This window comes from Candidatus Nitrospira salsa (genome assembly GCF_965152625.1).
This window is the reverse complement of the sequence record NZ_CBCUCO010000004.1, coordinates 1,266,807-1,292,509: the sequence shown is the minus strand read 5'-3', so window position 1 is coordinate 1,292,509 and position 25,703 is coordinate 1,266,807. Positions and strand designations below refer to the sequence as shown.

Annotated in this window: 21 protein-coding genes and 1 tRNA gene; 4 read left to right on the top strand and 18 right to left on the bottom strand. The window is 47.2% G+C overall.

Going from position 1 to position 25,703, the window contains the following annotated elements; genetic code table 11:
* Positions 1–45: 45 nt before the first annotated feature.
* A complete protein-coding gene (locus tag ACWQXP_RS20120) occupies positions 46–414 on the bottom strand; it encodes a hypothetical protein (protein WP_454064626.1) in 369 nt (122 codons plus the stop codon).
* Between the two features lie 146 nt (positions 415–560).
* Between ACWQXP_RS20120 and ACWQXP_RS20115 the strand changes: the two genes are divergently transcribed.
* On the top strand, positions 561–911 hold the full coding sequence (locus ACWQXP_RS20115; protein WP_454064625.1) for an ArsC/Spx/MgsR family protein: 351 nt from the start codon (positions 561–563) through the stop codon (positions 909–911).
* 5 nt (positions 912–916) lie between these two features.
* Here ACWQXP_RS20115 and ACWQXP_RS20110 read toward each other — a convergent pair whose 3' ends face one another.
* The gene (locus tag ACWQXP_RS20110; protein WP_454064624.1) at positions 917–1,582 is read right to left on the bottom strand and encodes a J domain-containing protein; all 666 of its coding nucleotides are present in this window, start codon (positions 1,580–1,582) and stop codon (positions 917–919) included.
* Positions 1,583–1,757: 175 nt separating this feature from the next.
* Between ACWQXP_RS20110 and ACWQXP_RS20105 the strand changes: the two genes are divergently transcribed.
* Both ACWQXP_RS20105 and ACWQXP_RS20100 read left to right on the top strand, forming a co-directional pair.
* Entirely contained in the window at positions 1,758–2,261 is a 504-nt protein-coding gene (locus ACWQXP_RS20105; protein ID WP_454064623.1) for a c-type cytochrome, read from the top strand.
* A 136-nt stretch (positions 2,262–2,397) separates the two neighbouring features.
* Positions 2,398–6,093: an aldo/keto reductase gene (locus tag ACWQXP_RS20100; protein WP_454064622.1), complete on the top strand. Its 3,696-nt coding sequence runs from the start codon at positions 2,398–2,400 to the stop codon at positions 6,091–6,093.
* 70 nt (positions 6,094–6,163) lie between these two features.
* On the opposite strand, the gene ACWQXP_RS20095 is transcribed toward ACWQXP_RS20100, so the two are convergent.
* The 13 genes from ACWQXP_RS20095 to ACWQXP_RS20035 all read right to left on the bottom strand — a co-directional run bounded on the left by ACWQXP_RS20095 (position 6,164) and on the right by ACWQXP_RS20035 (position 22,529).
* Complete coding sequence (locus tag ACWQXP_RS20095) at positions 6,164–8,773, bottom strand: DNA internalization-related competence protein ComEC/Rec2 (RefSeq protein WP_454064621.1); 2,610 nt, start codon at positions 8,771–8,773, stop codon at positions 6,164–6,166.
* A complete protein-coding gene (gene glmM / locus ACWQXP_RS20090) occupies positions 8,748–10,097 on the bottom strand; it encodes a phosphoglucosamine mutase (RefSeq protein ID WP_454064620.1) in 1,350 nt (449 codons plus the stop codon). The genes ACWQXP_RS20095 and glmM overlap by 26 nt, the downstream gene beginning before the upstream one ends.
* Positions 10,094–11,047 (bottom strand): dihydropteroate synthase, encoded by a 954-nt coding sequence (folP, locus tag ACWQXP_RS20085; RefSeq protein ID WP_454064619.1) that lies wholly within the window; start codon positions 11,045–11,047, stop codon positions 10,094–10,096. Before folP ends, glmM begins: the two co-directional genes overlap by 4 nt.
* Positions 11,048–11,288: 241 nt before the next feature.
* Positions 11,289–13,103, bottom strand: a complete 1,815-nt coding sequence (ftsH, locus tag ACWQXP_RS20080) for an ATP-dependent zinc metalloprotease FtsH (RefSeq protein WP_454064618.1) — start codon at positions 13,101–13,103, stop codon at positions 11,289–11,291.
* Between the two features lie 110 nt (positions 13,104–13,213).
* Positions 13,214–13,756 carry a hypoxanthine phosphoribosyltransferase gene (gene hpt / locus ACWQXP_RS20075; protein WP_454064617.1) on the bottom strand — a complete coding sequence of 181 codons (543 nt, stop codon included), beginning with the start codon at positions 13,754–13,756 and terminating at the stop codon, positions 13,214–13,216.
* A complete protein-coding gene (tilS, locus tag ACWQXP_RS20070; RefSeq protein ID WP_454064616.1) occupies positions 13,753–15,177 on the bottom strand; it encodes a tRNA lysidine(34) synthetase TilS in 1,425 nt (474 codons plus the stop codon). The genes hpt and tilS overlap by 4 nt, the downstream gene beginning before the upstream one ends.
* 16 nt (positions 15,178–15,193) lie before the next feature.
* The gene (locus ACWQXP_RS20065) at positions 15,194–16,177 is read right to left on the bottom strand and encodes a bifunctional riboflavin kinase/FAD synthetase (protein WP_454064615.1); all 984 of its coding nucleotides are present in this window, start codon (positions 16,175–16,177) and stop codon (positions 15,194–15,196) included.
* On the bottom strand, positions 16,174–17,160 hold the full coding sequence (gene hemB / locus ACWQXP_RS20060; protein WP_454064614.1) for a porphobilinogen synthase: 987 nt from the start codon (positions 17,158–17,160) through the stop codon (positions 16,174–16,176). Before hemB ends, ACWQXP_RS20065 begins: the two co-directional genes overlap by 4 nt.
* A gap of 102 nt (positions 17,161–17,262) precedes the next feature.
* Entirely contained in the window at positions 17,263–17,655 is a 393-nt protein-coding gene (locus tag ACWQXP_RS20055) for a CBS domain-containing protein (protein WP_454064613.1), read from the bottom strand.
* A 96-nt stretch (positions 17,656–17,751) separates the two neighbouring features.
* Positions 17,752–19,320, bottom strand: a complete 1,569-nt coding sequence (gene cobA / locus ACWQXP_RS20050) for a uroporphyrinogen-III C-methyltransferase (RefSeq protein ID WP_454064612.1) — start codon at positions 19,318–19,320, stop codon at positions 17,752–17,754.
* The gene (gene hemC / locus ACWQXP_RS20045; protein ID WP_454064611.1) at positions 19,317–20,264 is read right to left on the bottom strand and encodes a hydroxymethylbilane synthase; all 948 of its coding nucleotides are present in this window, start codon (positions 20,262–20,264) and stop codon (positions 19,317–19,319) included. Before hemC ends, cobA begins: the two co-directional genes overlap by 4 nt.
* Before the next feature lie 76 nt (positions 20,265–20,340).
* The gene (hemA, locus tag ACWQXP_RS20040; protein WP_454064610.1) at positions 20,341–21,723 is read right to left on the bottom strand and encodes a glutamyl-tRNA reductase; all 1,383 of its coding nucleotides are present in this window, start codon (positions 21,721–21,723) and stop codon (positions 20,341–20,343) included.
* Complete coding sequence (locus ACWQXP_RS20035; protein ID WP_454064609.1) at positions 21,720–22,529, bottom strand: cytochrome C assembly family protein; 810 nt, start codon at positions 22,527–22,529, stop codon at positions 21,720–21,722. The genes hemA and ACWQXP_RS20035 overlap by 4 nt, the downstream gene beginning before the upstream one ends.
* A 665-nt stretch (positions 22,530–23,194) precedes the next feature.
* Here ACWQXP_RS20035 and rsmI point away from each other — a divergent pair.
* Positions 23,195–23,893 (top strand): 16S rRNA (cytidine(1402)-2'-O)-methyltransferase, encoded by a 699-nt coding sequence (gene rsmI / locus ACWQXP_RS20030; protein ID WP_454064608.1) that lies wholly within the window; start codon positions 23,195–23,197, stop codon positions 23,891–23,893.
* Between the two features lie 13 nt (positions 23,894–23,906).
* Here rsmI and ACWQXP_RS20025 read toward each other — a convergent pair whose 3' ends face one another.
* The 3 genes from ACWQXP_RS20025 to ACWQXP_RS20015 all read right to left on the bottom strand — a co-directional run bounded on the left by ACWQXP_RS20025 (position 23,907) and on the right by ACWQXP_RS20015 (position 25,655).
* A complete protein-coding gene (locus ACWQXP_RS20025; protein WP_454064607.1) occupies positions 23,907–24,149 on the bottom strand; it encodes a sulfurtransferase TusA family protein in 243 nt (80 codons plus the stop codon).
* 427 nt (positions 24,150–24,576) lie between these two features.
* Positions 24,577–25,332, bottom strand: coding sequence for a hypothetical protein (locus tag ACWQXP_RS20020; protein ID WP_454064606.1), 756 nt, complete (start codon positions 25,330–25,332; stop codon positions 24,577–24,579).
* A 236-nt stretch (positions 25,333–25,568) separates the two neighbouring features.
* Positions 25,569–25,655: transfer RNA gene (locus ACWQXP_RS20015), tRNA-Leu, on the bottom strand.
* Between the last annotated feature and the right edge of the window lie 48 nt (positions 25,656–25,703).

The window sequence follows — 25,703 nt, the reverse complement described above, 5'->3', positions numbered from 1 at the left end:
TTCGGAATTACAGGATGACGACCATTATTGATTAATAGACCACGATTACAGCGCGCATTCCGGACAAGTTGTGGGTTCCTGTTCAGCCCAGAATTCCTTGGCAGTAAGAGGAAATACCTGGTCGCATTGTTCGCAATAACGAATTTCAAAGTACGCTTCACCATTTTCATGGATCTCACAGGGAAGCAGAAGATCCAATGGATCAAATCCTACAGACTTCCCATTAGCAAACTTGACGACCGCCAATCGGACATTAAAGGATTCGAAGACCCCTTCTTGCCCCTTGAACTGCTCATCATGCCCCAAAACATAGACCGGCTGCCCTTTACGTTTAACGCGTAAGTCTTTTAATGTACGCTGAGTTTCAGACGTACGGCCAAACTCACTATCTGAAACTGTTTCCGCAGTCGTCATAAATTACGCCAATGTATGAAGTTGATAATAAAGAACGAAAACACGTCATGCCTAAGTTTTGCTTGTAGCACGGTCTTTGAAAAGAGGTCAAGATTGATACCGGCTCATAAAGTGGTGAGAGTTTAACCCCTTAGTAAGGAGAAATAATGGAAAAAGTGATCATTTACCAAAAACCCACCTGTTCAACGTGTCGTCAAGTCATCAAACTTGCCGACGCAAGCGGCAAACCCTATGAAGCCATCAATTATTATGAAAAGCCGTTTTCCAAAACGAGGCTGAAAGAACTGTTAAAAAAGGGAGGAATCAAAGCCGCTGACATCCTGAGAACGAAAGAAGACGTCTACAGAACCCATAAGTCCAAAATTGCCAACATGAACAACGACGAGATTATCGACCTGATGATTCAACACCCTGACCTTATTCAACGGCCTCTCGTGGAAAAAGGCAAAACGGTCATACTCGCAAGACCACCAGAAACGGTGAATACGCTCCTTTAAGAAGACTACCCGCCCGACGTCGAAGGCTCTGATGGAAAAGCGGCATGGTCGTCTTTTAAAAACTGGTACGCCTCAATAATCTTACGCAGCTCAGGTTCAGAGCTGCGATCGCCCTTGCGCACATCAGGATGGATTTTCTTGATCTGCTGACGAAAAGCTCGTGTTACGGCTGACATAGGGCTCCCAAATTCTAAGCCTAAGGCCGAGTACGCTTCTCCGGCAGAGTTAATCTCGCCCTTTGCAGCCGTTGGATCCCCTCCCCCCCCTCCTGCCGCTTTAAAGAAATTAAAGAGATTGATTTTCTTGCGACGTCGACGGGGTCGCTGTCGAATTTCACTATCAAATTCATCAAACCGGTCTTCGATAAACTCCAAACGCGACTCCAAGCGTTCAGCCGCATGGAGTTCACGAGTTTCATCAATATCTTCCTCCACGACGTTTAACATTCGATCGACTTCGGCCAACCCTTCTTCTAACCGAAGATACGCCTCCACTCGTTCCTGAAACATCGTGTCGATCGCAAAATCCAAACTTTCCTCAGTTTTTACACGAAGTTCGGCTATCCGTCGATTCATGCCCGCTACAAACTTTTGACGATTTCTCTCATTTAAGGCCATACCGTGTTCACAGTCCCCAAGCTTTGACAGCTGAGATTCAGATTTGTTCAGCATCTTAACACATTCAATTTACGGCATTCTGCTTCAGGACAAAAAATCTTCCAGTATGTCAAGCCTTCAATTGCCCACGATCACATCACATGGTATTCTGCCGCGTCATAAAACAGCAGAGACATTCCTAAGTGATATTACCGTGACTTTTCCACACATGTGCTAAAAGGAGGGCTTCATGAAGACGGTCTTACTACTCTTTGGACTATGTGTTACAACTTCATTGATCAGCACTGATTTAGTCTTAGCCGTCAATCCAACTGGATACGGTCAAGCCGGAGGGGAATTTGATATTCGCGTGAAGCGTGTGCCAAAACCTGAACTCGCCGCAGCCAAAAAGATGAAATCACCCTTTGAGGCCACTCAAAAGATTCTCGACGAAGGGAAACAAATCTTCCTTGGCCGTGGAGGCTGCATTAGTTGCCATGGCGCAGAAGGAAAAGGTGATGGCGGAGCCGCAAATAATCTCCCCATCCAACCAAGAAATTTCACCAATCCCAAGTTCAAGAAGTATCGCACTGTGGGCGAACTCATGTGGGTGCTAAAGAATGGAAGCATGGGGCAGTCTGGGAAAGTTCCAGGAACTGGCATGCTCCCTGTCGTCCAACCCAAGGGATTCATTTCTGAAACAGATGGATGGAAAGTCCTCTTGTATGAACGAAGTTTAGGAGAGAAAAAATAATCACCTTATGCTGTCGGCGACGCTCCCTCTCCGCTACATGAAGGGGAAGCAAACACAACGCAAGCCGTTATTTCTCACCGCCTATTGAGCATCATGTCTTGTCTATCGTACTTTTTACAGAAGAAAGTCATTCCACATGAGTAATCCAACGTCAGAACGCAAGGCCAATCAGTTAATCCACGAAACCAGCCCCTATCTACTCCAACATGCGTATAACCCTGTCGACTGGCACCCATGGAATCCAGAGGCCTTGACTCGATCCAAGCAAGAAAACAAACCAATTCTTCTCTCCGTTGGCTATTCAGCATGCCATTGGTGTCATGTCATGGAGCATGAGTCGTTTGAAAACCATGACATCGCTAAACTCATGAATGACCACTTTATCAATATCAAGGTCGATCGCGAGGAACGACCTGACATCGATGAAATCTATATGCAAGCCACCGTGGCCATGAATCAGGGACATGGGGGATGGCCGATGACCGTCTTTTTGACCCCTGATCAAGAGCCAATCTTTGCGGGAACCTATTTCCCGCCAACCGACAAATGGGGTCGCCCTGGCTTTTCGACCGTACTCCAAAACATTGCGGCTGCTTGGGAAAAAGATCGTGAAAGCATTGTCAAACAAGCCACGCAGTTTACCAGTCGACTCCGTGAATCTATTAAAGTGACCTCTCCCATGGCCATTGGTCTATCAGAAATTCAGACGGCTGTTGAACAATATACTCAAGACTTTGACCCCACACACGGCGGGTTTGGGCAGGCTCCAAAATTTCCCCCGGCAACAGGACTCTCGTTTCTGCTCCGCCAGTATCATCAGACAAAAGATGACCCCACGCTCCGCATCGTTCGAAAAACCTTGGATGCCATGGCAGCCGGAGGAATCTACGACCACATCGGAGGAGGCTTCGCTCGCTATTCAACTGACGAGCGATGGCTCGTCCCGCATTTTGAGAAAATGCTGTACGACAACGCACTGTTAGCCCGAACCTATGTTGAAGCGTATCAAGTTACTCAGGATGAACACTATCGGCACATCGCCACAGAAACGCTCGATTACGTCATACGTGAAATGACCTCGGCAGAGGGAGGCTTCTACTCAGCCACCGATGCTGACTCCGAAGGGGTTGAGGGAAAATTCTTTGTCTGGACACCGCAACAGATTCGAACCATTGTTACTGACCAAGAAGAGGCCAAACGGTTTTGTGCATACTACGATATTACCGACGAAGGAAATTGGGAACATCACAGCATTCCCAATACTCCGAAAACATTAGAACAGGTCGCCGAAGACGTCGGCTGTTCCTCGGAAGAACTGTGGGCAACAATTGAACGAGTTCGCCCCCTCGTTTACCAAGCTCGCCTACAGCGCGTCCCGCCCAGCTTAGATGACAAAGTCATCACGGCATGGAATGGCATGATGATCGGGACGATGGCCGAAGCGGCACGGGTACTCGGAAACCAGCGGTATCTTGACGCAGCCCAGAGAGCGGCAGATTTCTTATTGACCACCCTTGCCCAGCCCGGTAATCGATTACTTCGAACGTATCGAGAAGGGAAAGCTCATCTTCAAGCTTGCCTAGAAGACTATGCGTACCTCGCTGAAGCTCTTATTGACTTGTATGAGGCTGGAGCATCAGAACGATACCTTCACGAAGCCGTGTCTCTGGCTGAACGGATTCTGGAAGATTTTTCAGATCGCGAGCACGGAGGATTTTTCACCACCGCCACCGACCACGAATCGCTCATTCTACGAAGTCGGGAAGGGCCAGATGGGGCGACACCTAGCGGGAATGCCGTAGCTTCGTCGGTACTGGCTCGACTGTCATTCCATTTCAATCGTGATGATTTTCGGGAGGCCGCCACCAACGCCATTCGCGCCTATGGCCACCAAATTTCCCAAATTCCTCGTGGGTACGCCAAAAGCTTGATGGCCGTTGACCTCTTACTCAATGGCCCAATTGAACTGGCACTGGTCGGTCAAGTTGGAGAATCACAGTATGAAGAGCTGCGCACAGAAGTTCATCAGCACTTCATTCCCAATCGAATCATCGCCCATCAGAATGACGAAGACGCCGAGACCACACATCCACTGCTCAGGGGGAAAACCCTGGTTGATGGGAAAGCGGCGCTGTATCTCTGCCGCAACTTTGCCTGTGAAGCTCCGATCACCTCCCCTCAATCTGTTGCTTCGGCCATCAATCAACAACTCACACCAGTAAAAAATGACGATGCTGAGACACTGCACACGCTCAAGTCTCGTGGGCTTTCCGGTCATGCAACTCCCGGTGGAACAGCCACCTATGTAGCCAGAATCCTGGCCAGTCCTTCTGCAACCCGCCCTATCGGCCAAGCCTACACCACCATGGGATCAACTGGACTGACCACCTCCCGGATCGGGTTTGGAGGATATCGTATAGATATCGCCGTTGATGAACATCGTCAGGCCTTAACCAAAGCCCTACGTGAAGGCTGCAACCTCATCGACACATCAACCAATTATGCCGATGGAGGCAGCGAACGGTTAGTGGGAAGCGTGCTTGGCGGATTAATCAACATGAACGAGCTGACGCGTGAAGAAGTCATCGTCGTTTCAAAAATTGGGTACGTGCAAGGCCAGAATCTGAAACGTGCCGAAGCCAGGGAGAAAGCCGGCCACCCATTTCCGGACATGGTGAAATACGGTGAAGGGATTTGGCACTGCCTACATCCTGAATTTCTTGAAGAGCAACTGACTCTCTCTCTCGATCGCTTAGGCTTAGCCACGCTGGATGTGTGTCTGCTGCACAATCCGGAATACTTCCTCTCAGATGTCAAAAATCGAAAGCTGTCCGTTGATGTCTCAGCCTTAAAAGACTTACGAATAACGTTTTACCAACGTCTTCAAGAGGCTTTTATTTACCTGGAAAAACAAGTGATGACAGGGAAGCTGCAATACTACGGGGTATCATCGAATACGTGTACCGCTCAAGCTGACGATCCTGAATCCACGTCTCTTTCACACATGCTTGAAGCCGCTCAAGCAGCAGCGAAAGCGCTTGGACAGTCCAATCATCATTTTCAAGTTCTGCAATTGCCAATGAATCTCTTTGAATCCGGCGCTCTGCTCACACCCAATACCGGAGCAGATGGCAAACACACAGTGTTGGAAGTTGCCCAAGAACACAACATGACCGTATTCATCAATCGGCCACTCAATGCCATACCAGCCAAACACGGGGGGATGATTCGCCTGGCAGATCCACAAGCCGAACCACCAGGGACGACATTTGACGAGCAACGACCAAAAGTCCGTGCCTTGGAAGAAGAATACGTGAAAGAGATCGCTCCACTCGTTCCTCATTCAAACAAAGGCATCTCCGCTCATGAGTTTTTCCAATGGGCTGATGAACTCGCACGACTTCGGCCTGATCTACAAAACCTGGAACATTGGGACCAAATCGAACATCAAATGATCGCTCCGCATGCCAATCAAGTCTTCCAAGTCCTGACCCGTCAATTGACGGGAGAAAAAGAAGCGGCTTGGGACGAATGGCGTCGACGGTATGTTCCAGAATTTCTGACGTTGTTACGTGTACTGAGAATGGAAGCAGCCGAAAAGAGTGCGAAAAAGATTCACGAATTGAAAGGAATCATCGACTCACTCCTCCCAGAAGCCCAACGCAGCGAACACTTTTCTCGCAAAGCCCTGTGGATTCCTGCCAGCACTCAGGGTGTCACCAGCGTGCTTACTGGCATGCGAAAACCCCAGTATGTCGAAGATTCTATGACCATCATGAGATGGGAACCGGCACCTGACCCTCGAAAGATCTTTGAGACGTTGTCGAATTAGATACGACAGAATAAGAGAGTTGATTCGCCCTGAAACTCAACTTCTTTGCTCGAGAATGACAATCAACCTATTACAGGATTCTCGCCCACATGCGCCATAGCCGCTGCCAGTTCTTCCATTCGTTTTCTAAAATATGTCCGTCAATTTGGATAGGCTGCAACCTCCGCTCCTCTGCGGTGTGAACAGTCAATTCCGAGGAATCCAGATTAGCGGTAATCCACACAGCCCCATCTTGATCCGTTCGATAGAATGGTATTCCCTTTTCCGAATACGCATTGACGACTGCTGGATAGGGGTGACCATATCGATTGTGTCTTCCGGCAGACACAACGGCGACCTCTGCATCTAGCCGATCAATCCACTCTCGGTATAACGAACTTTTGGCTCCATGATGCGGCACCTTTACCACACGGGCTGTGCGAACATCTGGCAAGTGATTGAGTTTCGAGAGCGCTCCCTTTTCAGCATCAGCCGTCAATAAAACAGAATGTTGTCCACAATCGAGCCGTGTGATAATCGAATAATTATTGAGCGCTGACCCACTGGCAGAAGAGACCTGGGCTTCAGGAGTATCTCCAGCCTTCAGTAATGGACTGATGGCTTTGAACGTACACGGACCAGCGCGTGTAATCTCCTGACCGTTCTCTTTCACGATTTGCTCCTTCAGACCAACTTCCTGAATCCTTTCTTGGAGTCGTTGATAGAATGCTTGCTCACGTGCAATCCCATTACTCCAATACTGCCCTACGTCAAAGGACTTGAGAACCCAAGGTAATCCCCCAACATGATCCCATTGCGGATGCGTCGCAATCACATGATCAATCCGTCGAATCCCTTGATCCCACAAATACGGCCCAATGACTGCTTGTCCCATATTCAGGCGTGTATACGCCGGCCCTCCATCAATTAGAATGGTTATTTCATCTGGAAGTTCGATCACGGTCGCATCGCCTTGCCCGACATCTAAGAAGGTGACCCGCATCGTATTTTGGTCAATATTCACGCGTGGGGACCATGCCCACCAGCAGAGAATCGCAAACACACTAACTCCGCAACTCACCTGTAATGTTGTCATGTGCGTACTGAGGACAATAGAGATGAGCAGACCATAAAACAGAAGGATCATCAATATACTCGGCGACGCGACATACCACTCCGCACCAGGGATATGAGCGAATATACTCACAATCTTCACTAAAGAATCTGCAATCGCTTGATGAAGAAACCCAAGCGGAAGCGTTTTTGATCCTGTCATCAAGACCCACACAACCGATACTAAACCGAGAGGAATGACCAAAAACCCAACAAACGGAACCACCACCAGGTTGCTGATTAATCCAAGCCAGGCTATTTGATTAAAGTAATACGCGACCAACGGCAACGTCGCAAGGGTCACGGCGAACGTCATCCACCATGCTTGCTTGGTCCGTTGCCATAGGCGCTCCACCAGTCCACTCGATTGCTCACCAACTTCTTGATCAATGTCAGCCTGACGTCGATTCATCTGAATGACTAAGGCTATCGCCAACACCGCGGAATAAGAAAGTTGAAACGAGGTGTCATATATCACCTCCGGATTTGCTAAAAGAGCCAAAATCGCGGCAATCCCCAATGCAGTTAAGAGATGTTTCTCACGTCCCGTCCACACGGCCAAAAGAAATAACAGAATCATCACCCACGATCGAACGGTCGCAATCTCAGCTCCGGCCAGCAGCGTGTAAAAGGAGACGACAGGAATCGTCATGAGCACAGCCAGACGTGTTACGGTGAGACGCAAGGAAAGCCACTCAAGCCAGTGCATGGGTAAACGTAATACGGCTTCTTTCACAAAAAAGAAGATGAGAAAGGCAATCAAGCCAAGGTGAGAGCCAGAAATTGAAATGATGTGTACGGTCCCCGTAGCCATAAACACGTCTCGAACTTCAGGGGTAATGAAGCTTTGTTCTCCAATAATCATACCCAGAAATAAGCCGAGAGTAGGTTCAGGTAATGTCCGAACCGCCGCATGATGAACTTCTTCCCGCCACTGATCAATCCGTTGCCAAAACAATGAGAAAATCCCTGCATCCGTCACCTGACGAACACGCACATGACCTGAACCAGAAACCGTGGCAACGGCATGTACGCCCTTTCGTTGAAGATACTCACCAAAGTGAAACCCTCCTGGATTGCGCGTTCCATAGGGTTTGCGCAATCGAGTCACAACTTCAATGTGATCGCCTTGATGAATCGAATGATCAGGCTCTCGCCATGTAAGGCGAAGGAGTCCAGTGGTAGCCCGAAGATCATTGCCCTGACCGATCTGATTCACATCAATCATCATGACAAGACGATCTGGAGTTCGCCTAACCGGATCAGCGACTTCCCCCACAATTTCCAGCGATCCAACATCAACCCACTGAAGTAAATCTGCGTTACCATGAGCAGAAGCCATCACAACCCACCAGACCATTCCTGTAACGGTACAAGCAAACACCAATCCGCTTTTGCGGATCGTCATTCTGCCAAGCCGCTCTAGCCAGACCAATACAAGACCTAGAGCCACGAGCGAAGAAAAGGTGAACAATGGAAGATAGAGCAGATATGAGCCGAGAAGAAGGCCAAGGAGGAACGCAACGATAAGAGGAAGGATCACAACATCAAGGAGCACACACTCAGGTAATACACGACTTGACAACACTCACTAAATCTTCAGCAATTTCTTGGATAATCGAATCACTTTGTCCTTCGACCATGACGCGAATCAGTGGCTCTGTTCCTGAATATCGGACTAAGATACGTCCTGTGCCATTTAACCGCTCCTGATTCACCGAGATTGCGTGTTGTAATTTCGGCAAAGACTGCAAGGCAGGTTTATGAGGTACTTTGACTCCAAGCAACACCTGAGGGAACGACGTCATGCATTGGGTGAGTTCAGACAATGGCTTTCCCGATCGCTTCATAAGCTTGAGCATTTGCAACCCTGAAATCATCCCATCTCCGCTTGAATGATAATTGAGAAAAATCATATGACCTGACTGTTCTCCACCAAGACTAAAGTCTTCCTTCACCATACGTTCCAAGATATAGCGGTCACCCACCGGAGTTCGTTCTACCTTGATGCCAGACTGCGTCATGGCCAATTCAAAGCCAAAGTTACTCATCACGGTCCCAACAACGGTATTATGCTTTAACCTTCCCCGTTCCTTGAGGTCAAGGGCAAACGCAGCCAAAGCATGGTCACCATTCACCACATGCCCCCCCTCACTCACAAACACACAGCGATCAGCATCTCCATCAAGAGCAATCCCAATATCCGCCTGATGAGTACGGACAGCTTCCTGAAGTTGCTCCGGATGGACCGCCCCACACTCGTGATTAATATTTATTCCATCTGGGTGAGCGCAAATCACCCAAACTTTCGCTCCCAATTCTTGCACGACTTTCGGGAACACATGATACCCCGCTCCATTCGCACAATCGAGAACTACACGCAATCCTTGAAAATCCATATCTCGTGGGAGAGATCGTTTCACAAATTCAATGTACCGTCCTTCTGCATCATCAATACGAAACGCCTTCCCAATTTCTCCTGCCGTTGGCCGGATATGCTCAATTTCATTTGAAAGAATGAGCTCTTCAATACGGAGTTCCATTTCATCAGGCAATTTGAAGCCATCGTTCGAAAAAAACTTAATGCCATTGTCTTGATACGGATTGTGTGATGCGGAAATCATAACCCCAGCATCCGCCCTAAGGCTCCGAGTGAGAAATGCAATGGCAGGCGTTGGCAAAGGTCCAACTAATTGTACATCCACCCCCAGAGAACAAATTCCTGACACGAGTGCTGATTCCAACATATACCCAGAGAGTCTGGTATCTTTTCCAATAACGATTTGGTGACGGCCTTCCCTTCGCTTAAATACATGCGCTACAGCTCGCCCAAGTTTCATGGCCGTTTCACTAGTCATCGGTTCAAGATTCGCTACGCCACGAACGCCATCAGTACCAAATAATTTTTTCATATGTACTCCTGTCGAGACCCCTGGCTCCAGGTGTTGGATTCTCTGAGCGCTTTAGCAATTTTCATCGCTTCGCGCATGACCCCAACTTCATGAACTCGAATAATATTGGCACCTTGGAAAATGGCAATCGCGACGGCCGCGACCGAACCAATCATTCGCTCACCAATTGGCTTACCTATGATCTTACCAATAAAACCCTTATTTGACAGCCCTACCAAAATTGGCCGACCTAAGGCTAATAAATGAGCACATTGACTGAGTAATATCAAATTATGGTCAACGGTTTTCCCAAACCCGATACCTGGATCCAACAAAATAGATTCCTCCGCGATACCAGCCTTCACGGCAACGGCAAGACGCTTGGCTAAAAAGTCTTTGACCTCTCCTACGACGTCTCGATATTCAGGACATTTTTGCATGGTCTCTGGGGTACCCTGCATGTGCATAAGCACCAGTCCGGCTCGTGCCTCTTTCACCACCTTGGCCATCTTCAGATCATGACGCAACGCACTCACATCATTGATGATAACCGCCCCTAAATCAAGAGCCATTTTTGCGACAGAAGACTTTTGAGTATCTATCGAAAGCGGGACCGAACTGCGATGTCCTACAGCCTGCAGCACTGGCTTCAAACGTCGTATTTCTTCTTGTTCATCAACCATGTGAGCCCCTGGCCTTGTCGACTCTCCCCCAATGTCAATCATGTCGGCCCCCTCTTCGATCATCAACGCCACACGATCGACGGCTTTCATGGGATCGAGGTACGTTCCCCCATCTGAGAACGAATCAGGGGTTACATTTAAGACTCCCATGATCAGGACACGTGACTCAAATTCGAAATGATAGTGACAGGCCTTGAAAATTTTTGTGCCGTGTTCGTTCGTCAGCATGGGCAGATAAATGACTATAGCGAATCTAATTAATTTCCAGCTAATTATTAAGACTGCCACAGCGTAATGATACGCCTCAGACATCGGATGTTATTGGAAGCGGCTATAGGGAAATGAAAAGACCTCGCGCTATTTATTCTGAGTAGGAAACGTTATCCGATAGAAAAACTATGAAATGTAGTTCGTCAAATATTAGGGAATCGGATATGGGATGTTGTGTCAGGTTCGAACATCCTGGTCAGACACTTAAGGAACATCACCATTAACAGAAAGGTGAATGTGTGAGTCTGACCAGGATTCGTTACACAGCGGCAGGTTGTATGGAGGATGCTTGCTGAACAATTTCCTCTACTTCCATAGCATCAAGGACTTCTTTCTCTAACAACGCTTCAGCCAGAGCTCTAAGCGTATGAATATTTTCGGTCAGCATTTGTTTTGTCCGCTCATAGGATTCGAGAATCAGTCGTTTGACTTCTCGATCAATTTCTAGCGCGACTTGATCACTGAAATCTCGTCGTGTGTTAATTTCGCGACCAAGAAAGATTTCTTCATCTTTTTTGCCAAAGGTCAATGGGCCAAGTGTGTCACTCATACCCCACTCACAGACCATCTTTCGAGCAAGCTCAGTGGCCCGCTCAATATCATTTCCAGCTCCCGTCGTGACGTTCTTAAAAATGAGCTCTTCAGCGACTCGACCACCAAAGAGAATTGCAAGGGTATTGTACAGAAAGTCTTTTGAATAGCTATGGCGATCGTCAATAGGTAACTGCATCGTCATGCCAAGAGCACGACCTCTGGGAATAATCGTGACCTTATGAACAGGATCTGTCCCTGGCAGTAACTTGGCCATCAGAGCATGGCCAGCTTCATGATAGGCGGTGGTCCGTTTCTCCTCGTCACTCAAGACCATGCTCTTTCGCTCAGCCCCCATCATGACCTTATCCTTGGCGTTTTCAAAGTCCACTAATTCAACGGACTTTTTATCAAGCCGAGCCGCCCATAACGCAGCCTCATTGACAAGGTTTTCAAGGTCTGCTCCAGAAAAACCTGGGGTCCCTCTTGCAATTTGCTCAAGATCGACATCTTCATTGACTGGAACTTTTTTGGTGTGGACTTTTAGAATCTCTATCCGACCTCGGACATCAGGCCGGTTCACAATAACCTGTCGATCAAAACGACCAGGTCGAAGCAAGGCAGGATCAAGCACATCAGGTCTGTTAGTCGCGGCAATGAGAATGACGCCTTCTGTGGTATCAAAACCGTCCATTTCAACTAAGAGCTGATTGAGGGTTTGCTCCCGTTCATCATGACCGCCACCTAAGCCAGCCCCTCGCAGGCGGCCTACAGCATCGATTTCATCAATAAAAATTATGCAGGGGGCATGCTTTTTCCCTTGTTCAAAAAGGTCTCGAACCCGCGAAGCCCCCACGCCCACGAACATTTCGACAAAGTCAGATCCACTAATGCTAAAGAAAGGCACTCCAGCCTCTCCGGCAATGGCCTTGGCTAATAAGGTTTTTCCGGTGCCTGGCGGTCCAACGACCAACACGCCTTTCGGTATCCGACCACCCAACTTTTGAAATTTTTGTGGATCCTTCAAAAACTCAATAATTTCAACCACATCTTGTTTTGCTTCATCAACCCCCGCCACATCAGCAAATGTCACTTTCTTTTTGTCTTCAGTCAGTAAGCGAGCCCGACTTTTGCCAAAGGACAAGGCTCGATTTCCCCCAATTTGCATTTGACGCATGAGAAAAAACCACAGCCCTAAGAACAAGATGAACGGTCCCCACGTGACCAAGAATGTAATGTACCAAGGATTTTCATCCGGCGGCTTCGCTTCAATCTGAACTGACCGCTCTCTAAGAACCTTCACCAAATCCGGATATTCAACAGAATAGGTTCGTACTCTCGTCCCATCCTTTAAAATGGCACTAATATTGTTATGCTTAATGATCACCTTTTCTATTTCATTCCGATCCAAATGTGCCATAAAGTCACTAAAAATAATGTTTTCTTCTGGCGGATTGGTGGGAACGGTAAAGAGGTTGAAGAGCAAGATCATAAACAAGCAGACAACAACCCAAAATAGTAAATTCTTCACCCGTGAATTCATGCTAAAACCTCCTGAACCTCCTACCAATTGATTGACTTACCTCAAATAACAGAGGAAAGCTGTTAGATTCTATCATGCAAATTGAGATACTGACAACTAAGAACTGGATTCTACGGCGATTCGACGCTCTTGGGGTCAAGGACGGCTAAATATGGAAGATTGCGGTATTGTTGCTGATGATCCAACCCATACCCAACAACATAATGATTAGGAATTTCAAAGCCGACATAATGAACGTTCACATCAATTTGCCGTCGCGCGGGCTTACTCAACAAGGCACAAATCTGAAGACTCTTTGGTTTTCGTTTGGCGAATAGTTTGGTTAAATATTGAACAGTCAGTCCGGAATCGATGATATCTTCCACCAACAACACGTCTCGCCCTCTTATCTCCTCGGTCAAATCTGTGAGAACTTTGACCTTCCCAGATGTTTTCCCTTGATACTGCTGACTTTTCACGATCATAAAATCAACAGTGATGGGCAATCGTATCGCACGGGCCAAATCGGCATAGAACATAAACGCTCCCTTTAAGATACCAACCAGGACAAGGTCCTTGTGCTCATAATGAAGCGTAATATCCCGGCCAAGTTCTTTAATTCTCGTGCGCATGGCCTCTTGCGTCACTAAGGGCTTACCAAAGAGTTGTGTCATACAGACTTCAACTCCTGACTCAATTGTGCGACAAGAACACGTTGAGTGGTCTCAGTCACACGAAAACGATGGTCCATTCGATATCCGCCAACCCAGACAATACCTTCAGGTGCCACCAGCAACGGAACCATAGAGCGCTGAGAGCGTGGTAATTTGATATCCGAAAAAAAATCTTGGAGTTTTTTTCTTTTTCCACTCATGCCAAGAGGATAAAATCGATCTCCCTCCTGCCAACTCCTTAGGGTTAATGAGTGATCAAACGTATCTGCATCAAACCTTGCCATATGAGGAGACAATTCATTCTTTCTATCTGGTTGGATACCGGTTTCTTGAGAAACCTCAAGTGTTTGCCCAGTCAGTGGCCACAGGACTCGAGCGGGAATTGAGAGTACTTGGCTAAAACCATGATCATCGCCGGTTGAAGCAAGATCTCTCTGAATCAAAGAGAAATGAATAGTTTCATACTCTCGAATGATCGACACTCCATGAGCAATCACCGCAGAACCAGACCGACTTTTGCTGATATGTCGTAAAATCGTATCAACGGCATCAAACCCCGGAACCACAGACATCTCCGTGACAGACTGAATGACAAGTCTAATGACGCGTCGCCGCATGGCTAACGGTAAGTTACAGCAACCGGTCCGACATACGCTCAGAGTATTGCTCGTTTGACGTTTTTGAATATTAGCCAGTGCAGCCAAAGCTAATTGATTCAGATAGACTTCCTCTTCACAGACAATTTCAGCTTGACGAGCCAGGGTTTGCGTCACATTCGGATTGTACTGTTTCAGCAGAGGCATGATCTCGTGACGGATTCGATTCCGCAAATACATGAATTTTTGATTGCTTGAGTCAACACGATAGGGCAACCCTTGTTCCTTCAAATAGGCCAATAGCGTCTCTCGACGTGTCTTGAGCAACGGTCGGATGATATGTGATTCTCGAATGGCTGGAATCCCACAAAGCCCCGCTGCGCCTGCTCCACGAACCATCCGCATGACCACCGTTTCAGCTTGGTCATCAAGAGTATGCCCCGTCGCGATCTTTGTCGCACCGGTTTCCACTACAATACGAGATAAGTGCTGATACCGCATATTTCGAGCATAATCCTGGAGGCCACGGCCCAATGTCTGAACAGCAGCCATCTGCACATGTAACTTCTCGACGAAACAGGGGATTTCAAGTCCCTGGCACAAGCAAGCAACAAATCTCGCATCTTCCTCAGATTCTCGCCCACGCAATCCATGGTCGAAATGCACAACACTTAACGTTAAATTCCATTTTTCTCTCAGCGTATGCAGCAATGAAAGCAGAGCGACCGAGTCTGGACCACCAGATACTGAAATAAGGACATGATCGTCCCTCTCAAGCATCTGCTTCATGTTCATGAACTTTTCTACATGGGGGATGAAGGTCATGAGTATCCTGGAGACTTTAGAGACACGAAGTCGAATGAAAGGCTGTTAAACGAGTAGATTGAGAACAATCTTTATTCCATTCCTCTAAAAGACGGCGGGCTTGAATGCCATCACGTTCCATTTGACGAACGAGTTCATCACTGTTGAGAAATTCCTGATCCCCTCGAATATAGTCAATGAAACTGACGTGAATGCGTTGACCATACAATGAACGACGTTGATCAAACAGGTGAACCTCAAGTAATCGCTCGCCTTCGGTAAAAGTCGGCCGACGACCAATGTACGAAATTGAAGGCATCCACTCACCTTGGACATACGACATGGTGGCATAAATACCATCGGCTGGAACAACACGATCAGACGGAATACGAAGATTTCCAGTCGGCCAACCCAATTGTTCTCCTCGATGCTCGCCATGAATCACTTGCTCGGAGAGACAATACGGACGCCCAAGACAGGCTGCCGCCTCCATCACCTTCCCAGCCTGAAGCAGTTTCCGGGTTCGCGTCGAACTCACGATTTCCCCTTTGACCATCACAGGAGGAACTGGATGCACGTGAAAACCAGAATCTGAGCCTAGGTTGCTTAAATCTTGAACATTACCACTGCGCCCTGCTCCAAATACGAAGTTTTCACCAACTAACACCTCGCGAACGCCTAATCCATCACGCAAGACATTGCACGTGAACGCTTGAGGGGTCAAACTGGCCAACTGCTGAGTAAATTCCAAGATCACAAGTTCTGTAATGCCAAGCTTTTCAAAAAAATCAAACTTCTCATCTTGAGAGGTCAGGTATTGCAGAGTAATACCAGGCGAAAGGACCTTGGCAGGATGCGGATCAAACGTGAGAACCATCGGCGAACCGTTGTGACGCCTCGCAATCTCGACCACCTCAGAAATTAAGGCCTGATGGCCAACATGCTGCCCATCAAAATTCCCTATCGTTAAGACAGGATGAGGTACGTGGGGAAAGGATCGAAGGTCTCGAATAACCCTCATAACAACCTATGTTGATTGAGTAGTCGAGCAGCATCTTTGGCAAAGTAGGTCAAAATCATGTCTGCACCAGCTCGCTTGATGGACAAGAGCGACTCCATTATCACATTCTGTTCATCAATCCACCCAAGTTGGGCTCCGGCCTTGATCATGCTGTATTCTCCACTCACTTGATACGCAGCCAGTGGAACCGTGACTGCCTCACGAAGCACTCGAACGATATCAAGATAAAAGGATGCGGGCTTCACCATCACAATATCAGCGCCTTCATCAATATCTAACTGAACCTCACGAATGGCTTCGCGGGCATTCGCCGGATCCATTTGATACGACCGTCGATCACCAAATGACGGACTTGATAAGGCCGCATCACGGAAGGGAGCATAGAGACTCGAGGCATATTTGGCCGAGTAGGCCATGATGGGCAAGTCTTGAAATCCCAGTTGGTCCAATTCATCGCGAATCGAACCAATCCGGCCATCCATCATGTCGGACGGCGCAACAAGATCGACTCCAGCCTCAGCATGGGACCGTGCCATCAAGCGAAGACAGTCTAAGGTTTCATCATTGACGATTCGCCCATCTCGAACGATACCACAATGGCCATGTGACGTATATTCATCAATACACACATCTGTCATTACCAACAAATCAGGCAATTGCGTCTTCAGGACTCGAACCGCCTGTTGGACCACTCCATCCTTATCATAGGCACTCGTCCCACGTTCGTCTTTCTGTTCAGGGATTCCAAAGAGAATCACAGAGGGTATTCCAAGTGCTTTCGCCTCAGCCGCCTCCTTCACCAACAGATCAACCGACCAGCGATACTGACCCGGCATTGAGGCAATCGGTTCTTGACGCTCTTTTCCAAAGGTTACAAATAGTGGATAGACAAAGTCGGAAGGTGTAAGATTCGTCTCCTGAACCATTTCTCGTAGAATCTGATGCTGTCGCAACCGTCGCAACCGTTGCCGTGGAAATCCCATACAACCCTCTCACGTATTCAACAATATGATGATGTAGAGGTGAAGATCAGAACAATACCGTCCAACTCCAGGTCATACTGCATTGTTTGTTCACGACCGTATTTATTTTCTTGGAAGATTGGTCAAAAAAACGACTAAGTCTCGAACGGAAATCATACCAACCAATTCTTCATTTTTGGTCACGCCTAAATGACGGATATGTTCCTTAGCCATGAGATCGTTGGCATCCAGTAATGTTTTCTCTCCGTCAATTGTCAAAATAGGAGCAGACATCACTTTCTCAACTTCTGTTTCTGAAGGCTCCAACCCCGCAGCCACGATACGTCTCACTAAATCTGTATCCGTGAGAATTCCAATGATCTTATCTCCAGCCGTGACAAATACACTCCCCACGCCATTCGCACGCATCATTTCCGCAGCCTGACGAACGTTGACATCTCTATCAACTTTGATAAATTTTTCAATTGGCACCATAAATGATTTGACTGGAACCATAAGATCACTCCTCCGTAGTCATAAGACCCTTCACGCAAAGATCAATAAAAATAACAACAGAAGATGACATTATTCATCACCTTCATCTCATGAGTTCTACACCGAACACATCCCTTCAACCGGTTCGTCGCGTTGAACATACTCAACAATAGCCTCAGCCAGTGCGGGAATGGTATTTTCTTTCGCTATGAGACCAACTGACAATCCACATTCTTCAACAGTTTTTGCTGTAATCGGCCCAATACAGGCAATGGTCGTATGCGTGGCCAGTTGCTTAAGTTCTTCCTGACTCTCAAACAATTGACAAAAATTTCGTACAGTCGAGGAACTCGCAAACGTCATAAAGTGGATTGCCCGTTCTTGCAACTGTTGTTTCAATTGCTCAAACTCAACCGAAGGTGGAATGGCACGATAGGCAGTCACCACATCGACGGTTGCCCCCATCGCCCGTAATTGCTGAGGCAATATCTCCCGAGCCACTTCAGCTCGTGGAATTAAAACTCGCTGACCTGCAACGCCCGCCTGTTTCATTGTTTCTATCACGCCCTCAGCCTGATACTCATCGGGAATACAATCAGCATGAATTCCAAACATGTCGGCTTCCTCTGCCGTCCGAGGACCGATACAACACAAACGAAGCCCTGACAGACTGCGAATGTCTCGACGATGAAACTTCAATCGTTCCATGAATGCTCGAACCCCATTGACACTGGTCAATACCAGCCATTGATACGTGGACAATGCCTCGATGGCTTCATCCATATCCTTCCAACTCTCAGGTGGAATAATCTCTAGCGTCGCACATTCAACAGGCTCGGCACCGAAGCCCTCAAGCAAACGAGAAAACGCAGCAGATTGATGCTTGGGCCTTGTCACAAGAATCCGCTTCCCAAAGAGAGGACGATGCTCAAACCAATTCAGTCGGTCACGTAATCCAACCACAGCCCCGATGACAATAACCGTTGGCGGATGCAAATTAACGGACTTCGCCTTTCCAACAATATCAACTAACGTTCCGGTCAGGCTCTGCTGTCGCATATACGTACCCCAGCGAATCAGTGCAACAGGCGTCTGAGGTTCTTTGCCTTCAGCTAACAGCTTCTCGACAATCGTCGGTAAGTTATTGACTCCCATAAGAAAAACAAGCGTACCATTAACCGTCGCCAGTCGAGGCCATTCCAACACACTTTCAGCCTTCATGGGATCTTCGTGACCAGTCACAAAGGTGACCGTTGAAGCTAACGTCCGATGGGTCACAGGAATTCCAGCATAGGCAGGAACAGCCACAGCAGAAGTCACACCCGGAACGACTTCATACGAGAGTCCAGCTTCGGCGGCAACTTCGGCTTCTTCTCCTCCACGTCCAAAGACAAACGGATCCCCCCCTTTTAGCCGAACCACACATTTACCTTCACGCCCTTTGTTGACTAAAAGTTGGTTTATCTCATCCTGACTTCGATAAGTCCCCCTCCCACGTCGTCCCACATAGATTTTCTCCGATTCGGGAGGCGAAAAATCCAACAATGCCGGATTTGCCAAATAGTCGAACAACACTACATCAGCCTGCTCCAAACAGGCTTTGCCTTTCAGAGTTAGTAACCCAGGATCGCCAGGTCCAGCACCGACAATAAATACTTTCCCCGTGGTTTTAGATCCGTGCGTCATGCTGTCCCATAGATTTCCTGCAAAATCGGTTGACCACCTGCGGCTAATAAACGTTCAGCTAATTCCACCCCCAACGCCTCTGCATCACCCAAAGAGCCGACAATCGTCTCCCGAATGTATTGTTTTCCATCCACACTCGCAATCAATCCGTCAAGCAACAGATGGCTATCATTAATAACGGCATAGCCCCCGATTGGGACCTGGCACCCGCCTTCCAATCTCGTCAAAAATGCTCGCTCAGCATTGACTCTCGCACGGCTTGGACCATCCTCCAACTGAACGACCAAGTCCTTGAGGAATGTATCGTCGACACGGCCCTCTAAGCCCAATGCTCCCTGCCCAATAGCGGGGAGACAGAAGTCGGTTGAAAGATATTCTGAAATTTCTTGGCTCCAACCCAATCGGCGTAGACCTGCGGCAGCGAGGACAATCGCATCGTACTGGCCTTGCTGAAGCTTCTTGAGCCGTGTGTCCAAATTGCCTCGCAACATATGAATCTCAAGATCTGGTCGATGGTGGAGAAGCTGAGATTGCCGTCGCAAGCTACTAGTCCCAATTGTGGCACCCCGTCGCAAATTTTGAAAGGATGTTCCATCACGACACACCCAAGCATCTCGAGGATCTTCCCGCTCTGGTACACAGACAATTTCTAATTGATCCGGCAACATGGACGGAACATCTTTCATACTATGAACAGCAAGATCGATCTCGCCCTTGAGTAACGCTTCTTCTATTTCTTTGACGAACAGCCCCTTGCCACCAATCTTGGCCAACGGGACATCAAGAATCTTATCTCCGCTCGTGTGTATTCGTTCAAGACGTACGGAGACATCTGGCGCGATCTTCTGTAATTGTGACTTCACCCACTCGGCTTGCCAAAGCGCCAATCGACTACCACGAGTCCCAATCACTAATGATGCACGACGCCCATTTGGTTCCTTCACGACCACTCCTTATCACCATCAAAATCCCTGTCGTCACAACAGTTACGTCTCATAATCTTTGACTTTCCCTTTTTCCTTACATACCCCCTTGAGAGTCCTGGCTTGAGGAAGGCAATCGATCATCAATCTCATCTGCATCTGACATTGAGGGCTCGGCAACATCCGAACGATGTTGCGCTTGATTCATTTCAGACTCAGTGAGATCAAAAAATCGTCTGGCTGCCTCGATAAAAACAAACCCGTTTTTTGACTGAGCTTCAGACTTCAGGGTCACTAAAGAACCGTGAAGAAGTTTATTCACAATAGCTGATGCTAACCCTTCAATCGCATGCTGTTCTTTTGGAGAAACATGTTCTAACCGACTGAGGACTTTCTCAACTTCAATACGCTTGATTTCCTCAGCTCGTTTCCGCAAGGCCACAATCGTCGGAGTGGCTTCTAATCCGCGTAACCATGAAAGCATGACCTCGACTTCATTTTTGACTAACCCTTCAGCTTTATCAGCCTCTTTGCGTCGTTCTTCTTGATTCTGGCCGACATGCGTTTTGAGATCATCAATATCAAACACAAACGCATTATCAATATCCTTTCCCGATGGATCGATATTTCGTGGAACGGAAATATCAATAAGGAACATCGGACGATTCATCCGTTGACGAATGGCCCATTGGATGTCTTCGGCATTGATGACATAGTACGGAGCCCCCGTTGCGCAAAGCACGATATCCGCCTTGGGCAACGCTGAACGAAAGTCTTCGAATGGAATAACGGTCCCGTTAAATTGTTCGGCAAGATTCAAGGCACGATGTGTATTTCTTGTCGTGACCAGTATCTGCTTCACACCAGCATTCACGAGATGACGGGCAGCTAACTTCCCCATTTCCCCGGCACCCACCAATAATACGGTTTGATCCTTTAAACTTGAAAAAATTTTCTTCGCGAGCTCAACTCCGGCATAGCTCACCGAAACCGCATATTCGGCAATCTTCGTCTGTGTTCGAACGCCCTTGCCAACAGAGATCGCCTTTTTGACAAACTTATTGAGTATCACACCACTCGTTCGATGGGAGAGTGTCAGTTCAAACGCATCTTTCACTTGCCCAAGGATTTGGGGTTCCCCAATCACCATTGAATCAAGGCTGGCGGTTACTCGAAACAGATGTTTAATCGTGGATTCATCAGTGTACCGATACATGTGAGGGAATAATTCATCCGCCGATAACGAAAAATGTGTCGAAACCAAAAAGTCTTGAACCTGTGAAAATCCGTCCTCCATATCTTTGACCACTGCATAGACTTCCACGCGATTGCAGGTTGACAGAAACATACCTTCTTTGACACTTGGGTACGCCAGCAATCGAGCTAAAGCTTCTCCCATACGACTTTCCGGTATGGCCAGACGCTCGCGAAGTTCGACAGGAGCGGTTTTATGACTCAGACCCACGACAATAATATTCATAGGGTACCCAAAGGACTCTGATTCTTTAACACCACTCCAACGAACGTCAGAATCACCGCTGCAAATCCTACGATTGTAAGATAGGCTGCCTTCTTTGCCCGCCATCCAACCGTTACCCGACCAAGCAGGACGGCAAAATAAAAAATCCACGTGACTAACGCCCACACTTGTTCAGGATTCCAACTCATATATGATCCAAGTGTGACATGGGCTGAGAGTGAGCCTGTTAAAATGCCCAGGGTCAGAAAAGGAAACCCTAACAAAATCGAACGTTGATTTAACGAATCCAAGAAGTCTAATGGCGGAAGCTTCACGTACAGGGTATTAAACTGTTTTGATTTGAGCATGCGATCCTGCATGAGGTACATAATTCCGGCGACAAACGCGACGGCAAACCCAACAGTCCCTAACATACTCAAGGTCACATGCACCCAAACTGTTTCAAATACCGGCTGGAACCCTTGAGTGCCAGTCGGAGCAATGCTCGCCGAGATTAAGGAAAGAAAGGCCAGAGGCAAAATAAACGCTCCGAGCACATGCAATCCTCGTTTCAACGCAACGCTCAAAAAGACTAAGACCAAGGTCCAAGCAAAAAAGGACATAGCCTCTTGAAATGTCATGATCGGAATCTGCCCAAGACTCACGGATTTAGCCAAAAGCGCGGCGGTGTGTGACAAAAACCCAAGCCAGGCAAAAGCTGAGGCCCACTTCGACAAAAATTCAGATCGTCGTAAGAGATAAATTAAAAAGACAATCGTCCCTAAAAAATAGAGGACCATTGTGACTCCGATAAGAGTCTCAGCCATAATGCCTTCGTTTTAAAGGAAAAATACAGAAAACCTTGTCAATCCAACTTTTGAGTATAGACTTGGGCCTAATGGAGGTCAAGGAAGGTAGAGAGAGGGATCCCCCTGCATTTTGACCACTTTGTAGTAAACCTGAGAACACAACGATTCTGCATCACTTACGCAAGACAATATGAGCTGGTCAAAAGAAAAATGTTACCAACGCAGTGCCTCATTACGATCTATACTAGGTAGCTTCATCAACATCGACAAAGGAGGTTAGCACACAAGGACGAGGACAGAGCGATATATTCCCTAAAAATTCCTCCTCCTGTATCTACAGTCCTCTCTTTCATGACCAATCGAACCATACTGGACCCTTGCTATTCAATCAGTTGTCCTCGGGAAATCATCGACAAAAGATGTCTTTTCCGCTTCGTCTATGGTATCCAACATATCAATGAGTAAAACCCCAATATCAGAGGATATGAGCCATCACTATCCGACTTGGATATGTACAATAAAAAACCATACTACGGCTATAAAAATGAATTAAACAACCTCCGACAGCAAAATTGACATCCAGTACATATACGTATCAGACATTGGCACTGTTCATGGTCATAATGATTAACTATATCCTAAACTATCTGCCTCTCTCGATGGCAATCAGCGAATAAATAATCATGGCTGGAACACTTTTCATTGTCAGTACACCAATTGGAAACTTGGAAGATATGACATTCCGAGCCATTCGAACCTTAAAGGAAGTTTCAATTATTGCAGCAGAAGACACACGACGAACTCAAAAACTCTGTACCTATTACGACATTCAAACACCCCTTACCAGCTACCACGACTTCAACAAAGAAGAGAAAACCCCGATCCTCCTTCAGCGACTAGCAGAAGGCTCTGATATTGCGATAGTTTCTGATGCCGGAACTCCGTTAATTTCAGATCCAGGCTATTATCTCGCACGGGCAACAATCACACACCAAATCGCTGTCGTCCCGATACCAGGTGCGTCGGCTATTCTCGCCGCATTGACTGCCTCGGGTCTTCCACCTGATGCATTTGTATATCAAGGATTCTTGCCGAAAAAATCAGGAGCGAGAACGCAAGTGCTCACCCAACTTGTTGAAGAACCTCGAACCATTATTCTTTTTGAAACACCCTATCGAATCCGAATAACACTCGAGTCCATTCAACAGGTCTTCGGCTCACGACAAGTCGTGGTCGCACGAGAATTAACCAAACTCAATGAGGAATTTCTGAGAGGGTCAGCGGAAGATCTACTAAAAACTGGCTTGGCACAACGGGTCAAAGGTGAGATTACAGTCTTGATTGAAGGACTTCGTACAAAAAAAATTAAAAGACTTGATTAGCAACGATTATTTGTTAACCAGACTTTTTCTGAATAAAAACTCGAAAGGCCTGCTCAACCGCCTCCTGATGAAGCACCATGTGCCCTTCATTTTGAACACTCTGAGGAACATTCCGAATAGGGTCACCGGCATCCAATAAAACAGCTAAAACAGATCCTGGGTTCATGTCTTCAAGTTTCAATTTCGTCTTAACAAAGTTATAGGGGCAGATCACTCCTCGTAGGTCTAGTTCATCTTCTGCTTCATTCAGTTTCACAACAAATTGGCCTCCAAGTTCTCAAAAACTATACGTCGAAGACGATAACGAATCCAATTAATTTCTAATTGTGCCTAGAGCACGATGCTTCAACATTCCAATAGCTTATGGAAAATGCTTTCTTCTCAAGCCCTTGTTCAACATGAAGATGATATTGTCAGGTGTCCTGGACACAAAGGCATAACATGCCTTTGCTCATTGTCAGTCAAACTCTTATTGAGACAGACCATAGGATGAGAGGTATCGACTTATGGCATTTTAACAAAAAAAATTTACTTCAAGCTACAATGGGCTGCAACAAAGAATTGTCAGGAGAGACTTAAGGTTAGCAATGGTTAATCAAAAAAAAGAGCGTGTCGACCTTGAAGGCCGCCACGCTCTTTCAAACACACAAGCAGAGGTAGGTTAGCTGATCCTTATGGGATTGTTACTGAACCGTGCCTTTGTTGTAATTTTTTCCGTCAGATCCGTAGTCACTTGCGATATTCTTCGCAGTCTTCTCGTTTACCGTGTCTGGCTGTGGGGCACATTGCCAACAAGGTGCAGCACCAGTCATTTTTCCAACCGGCGTTGAAATACCAGTGTTGATCGAACCCATTTGAATTCCACCTTCCGGAACACCAGTGTAGCTTCCACCTGTCGCGGCAATTCCTGTTGCATGAACAGGATCTGGTCGCTGACCAAGCCCTCCACCAAAATTCGGGTTGTCTTCGCCAGCAAGGAGTTGACTTCCCTCTACAACATAAACTTCACGAACAAGCTTCCGACCGGTGCTGAACTGATGAGCTGAATCGGTCTCTTGAATAGCAGAGACAGCTACGAGATCTCCACTACCAACCATCTTAATACTTTCAATGTTGGTTTTATCGTCAAAATAGAGTGTCTGGATGTTCTTTCCACCACGACCCATTTCACGATGATCTCTTGAACTACCGCCCATCTCTAAATAGAGAGCTCCTGCAGCATAATTGACTCCAAGCACTTCTCCATGAATGGTCTCTGGAGCAGAAAGATATCGCAGCATGTCATCTTCATTCATGACGCGAGATCGTGTTCCAGAACCTTGAGATTCCCCTACTCCTGAACCGAACCCAGAATGTTGAGGCGCACGCTCTTGCGCCACTGCCACGCTCACTGAGCTTGCAAGAATAATTGCTGCTCCAAAGTAACCTAACTTCCGCATGTGGCTCCTCCTTGGAAGTGTAAGTGAATAATCGGTCAAATAATAATGGATTGAAACCAACTCAACATCTTACTCTTTACTTTTTTGCGCTATTTTTATTTCCAGTTTTAAGGGGACAAACTATAGTCAACTGTCAAAGCCCTGTCAAGTAAAATCATCAATCAACACCAATATTTCAAAAGAGGATAATGAAAACACTTTAAAAACGTCAATGACCCTTGTTTTTGAGTAATTAATGGTGCCCGGAGGGAGGGTCGAACTCCCACTCTCTTGCGAGAACCGGATTTTGAGTCCGGCGCGTCTGCCAGTTCCGCCATCCGGGCCAAATGAACTCGATTTTTAGCATGAACCTTTGAGGAGGTCAAACCTTA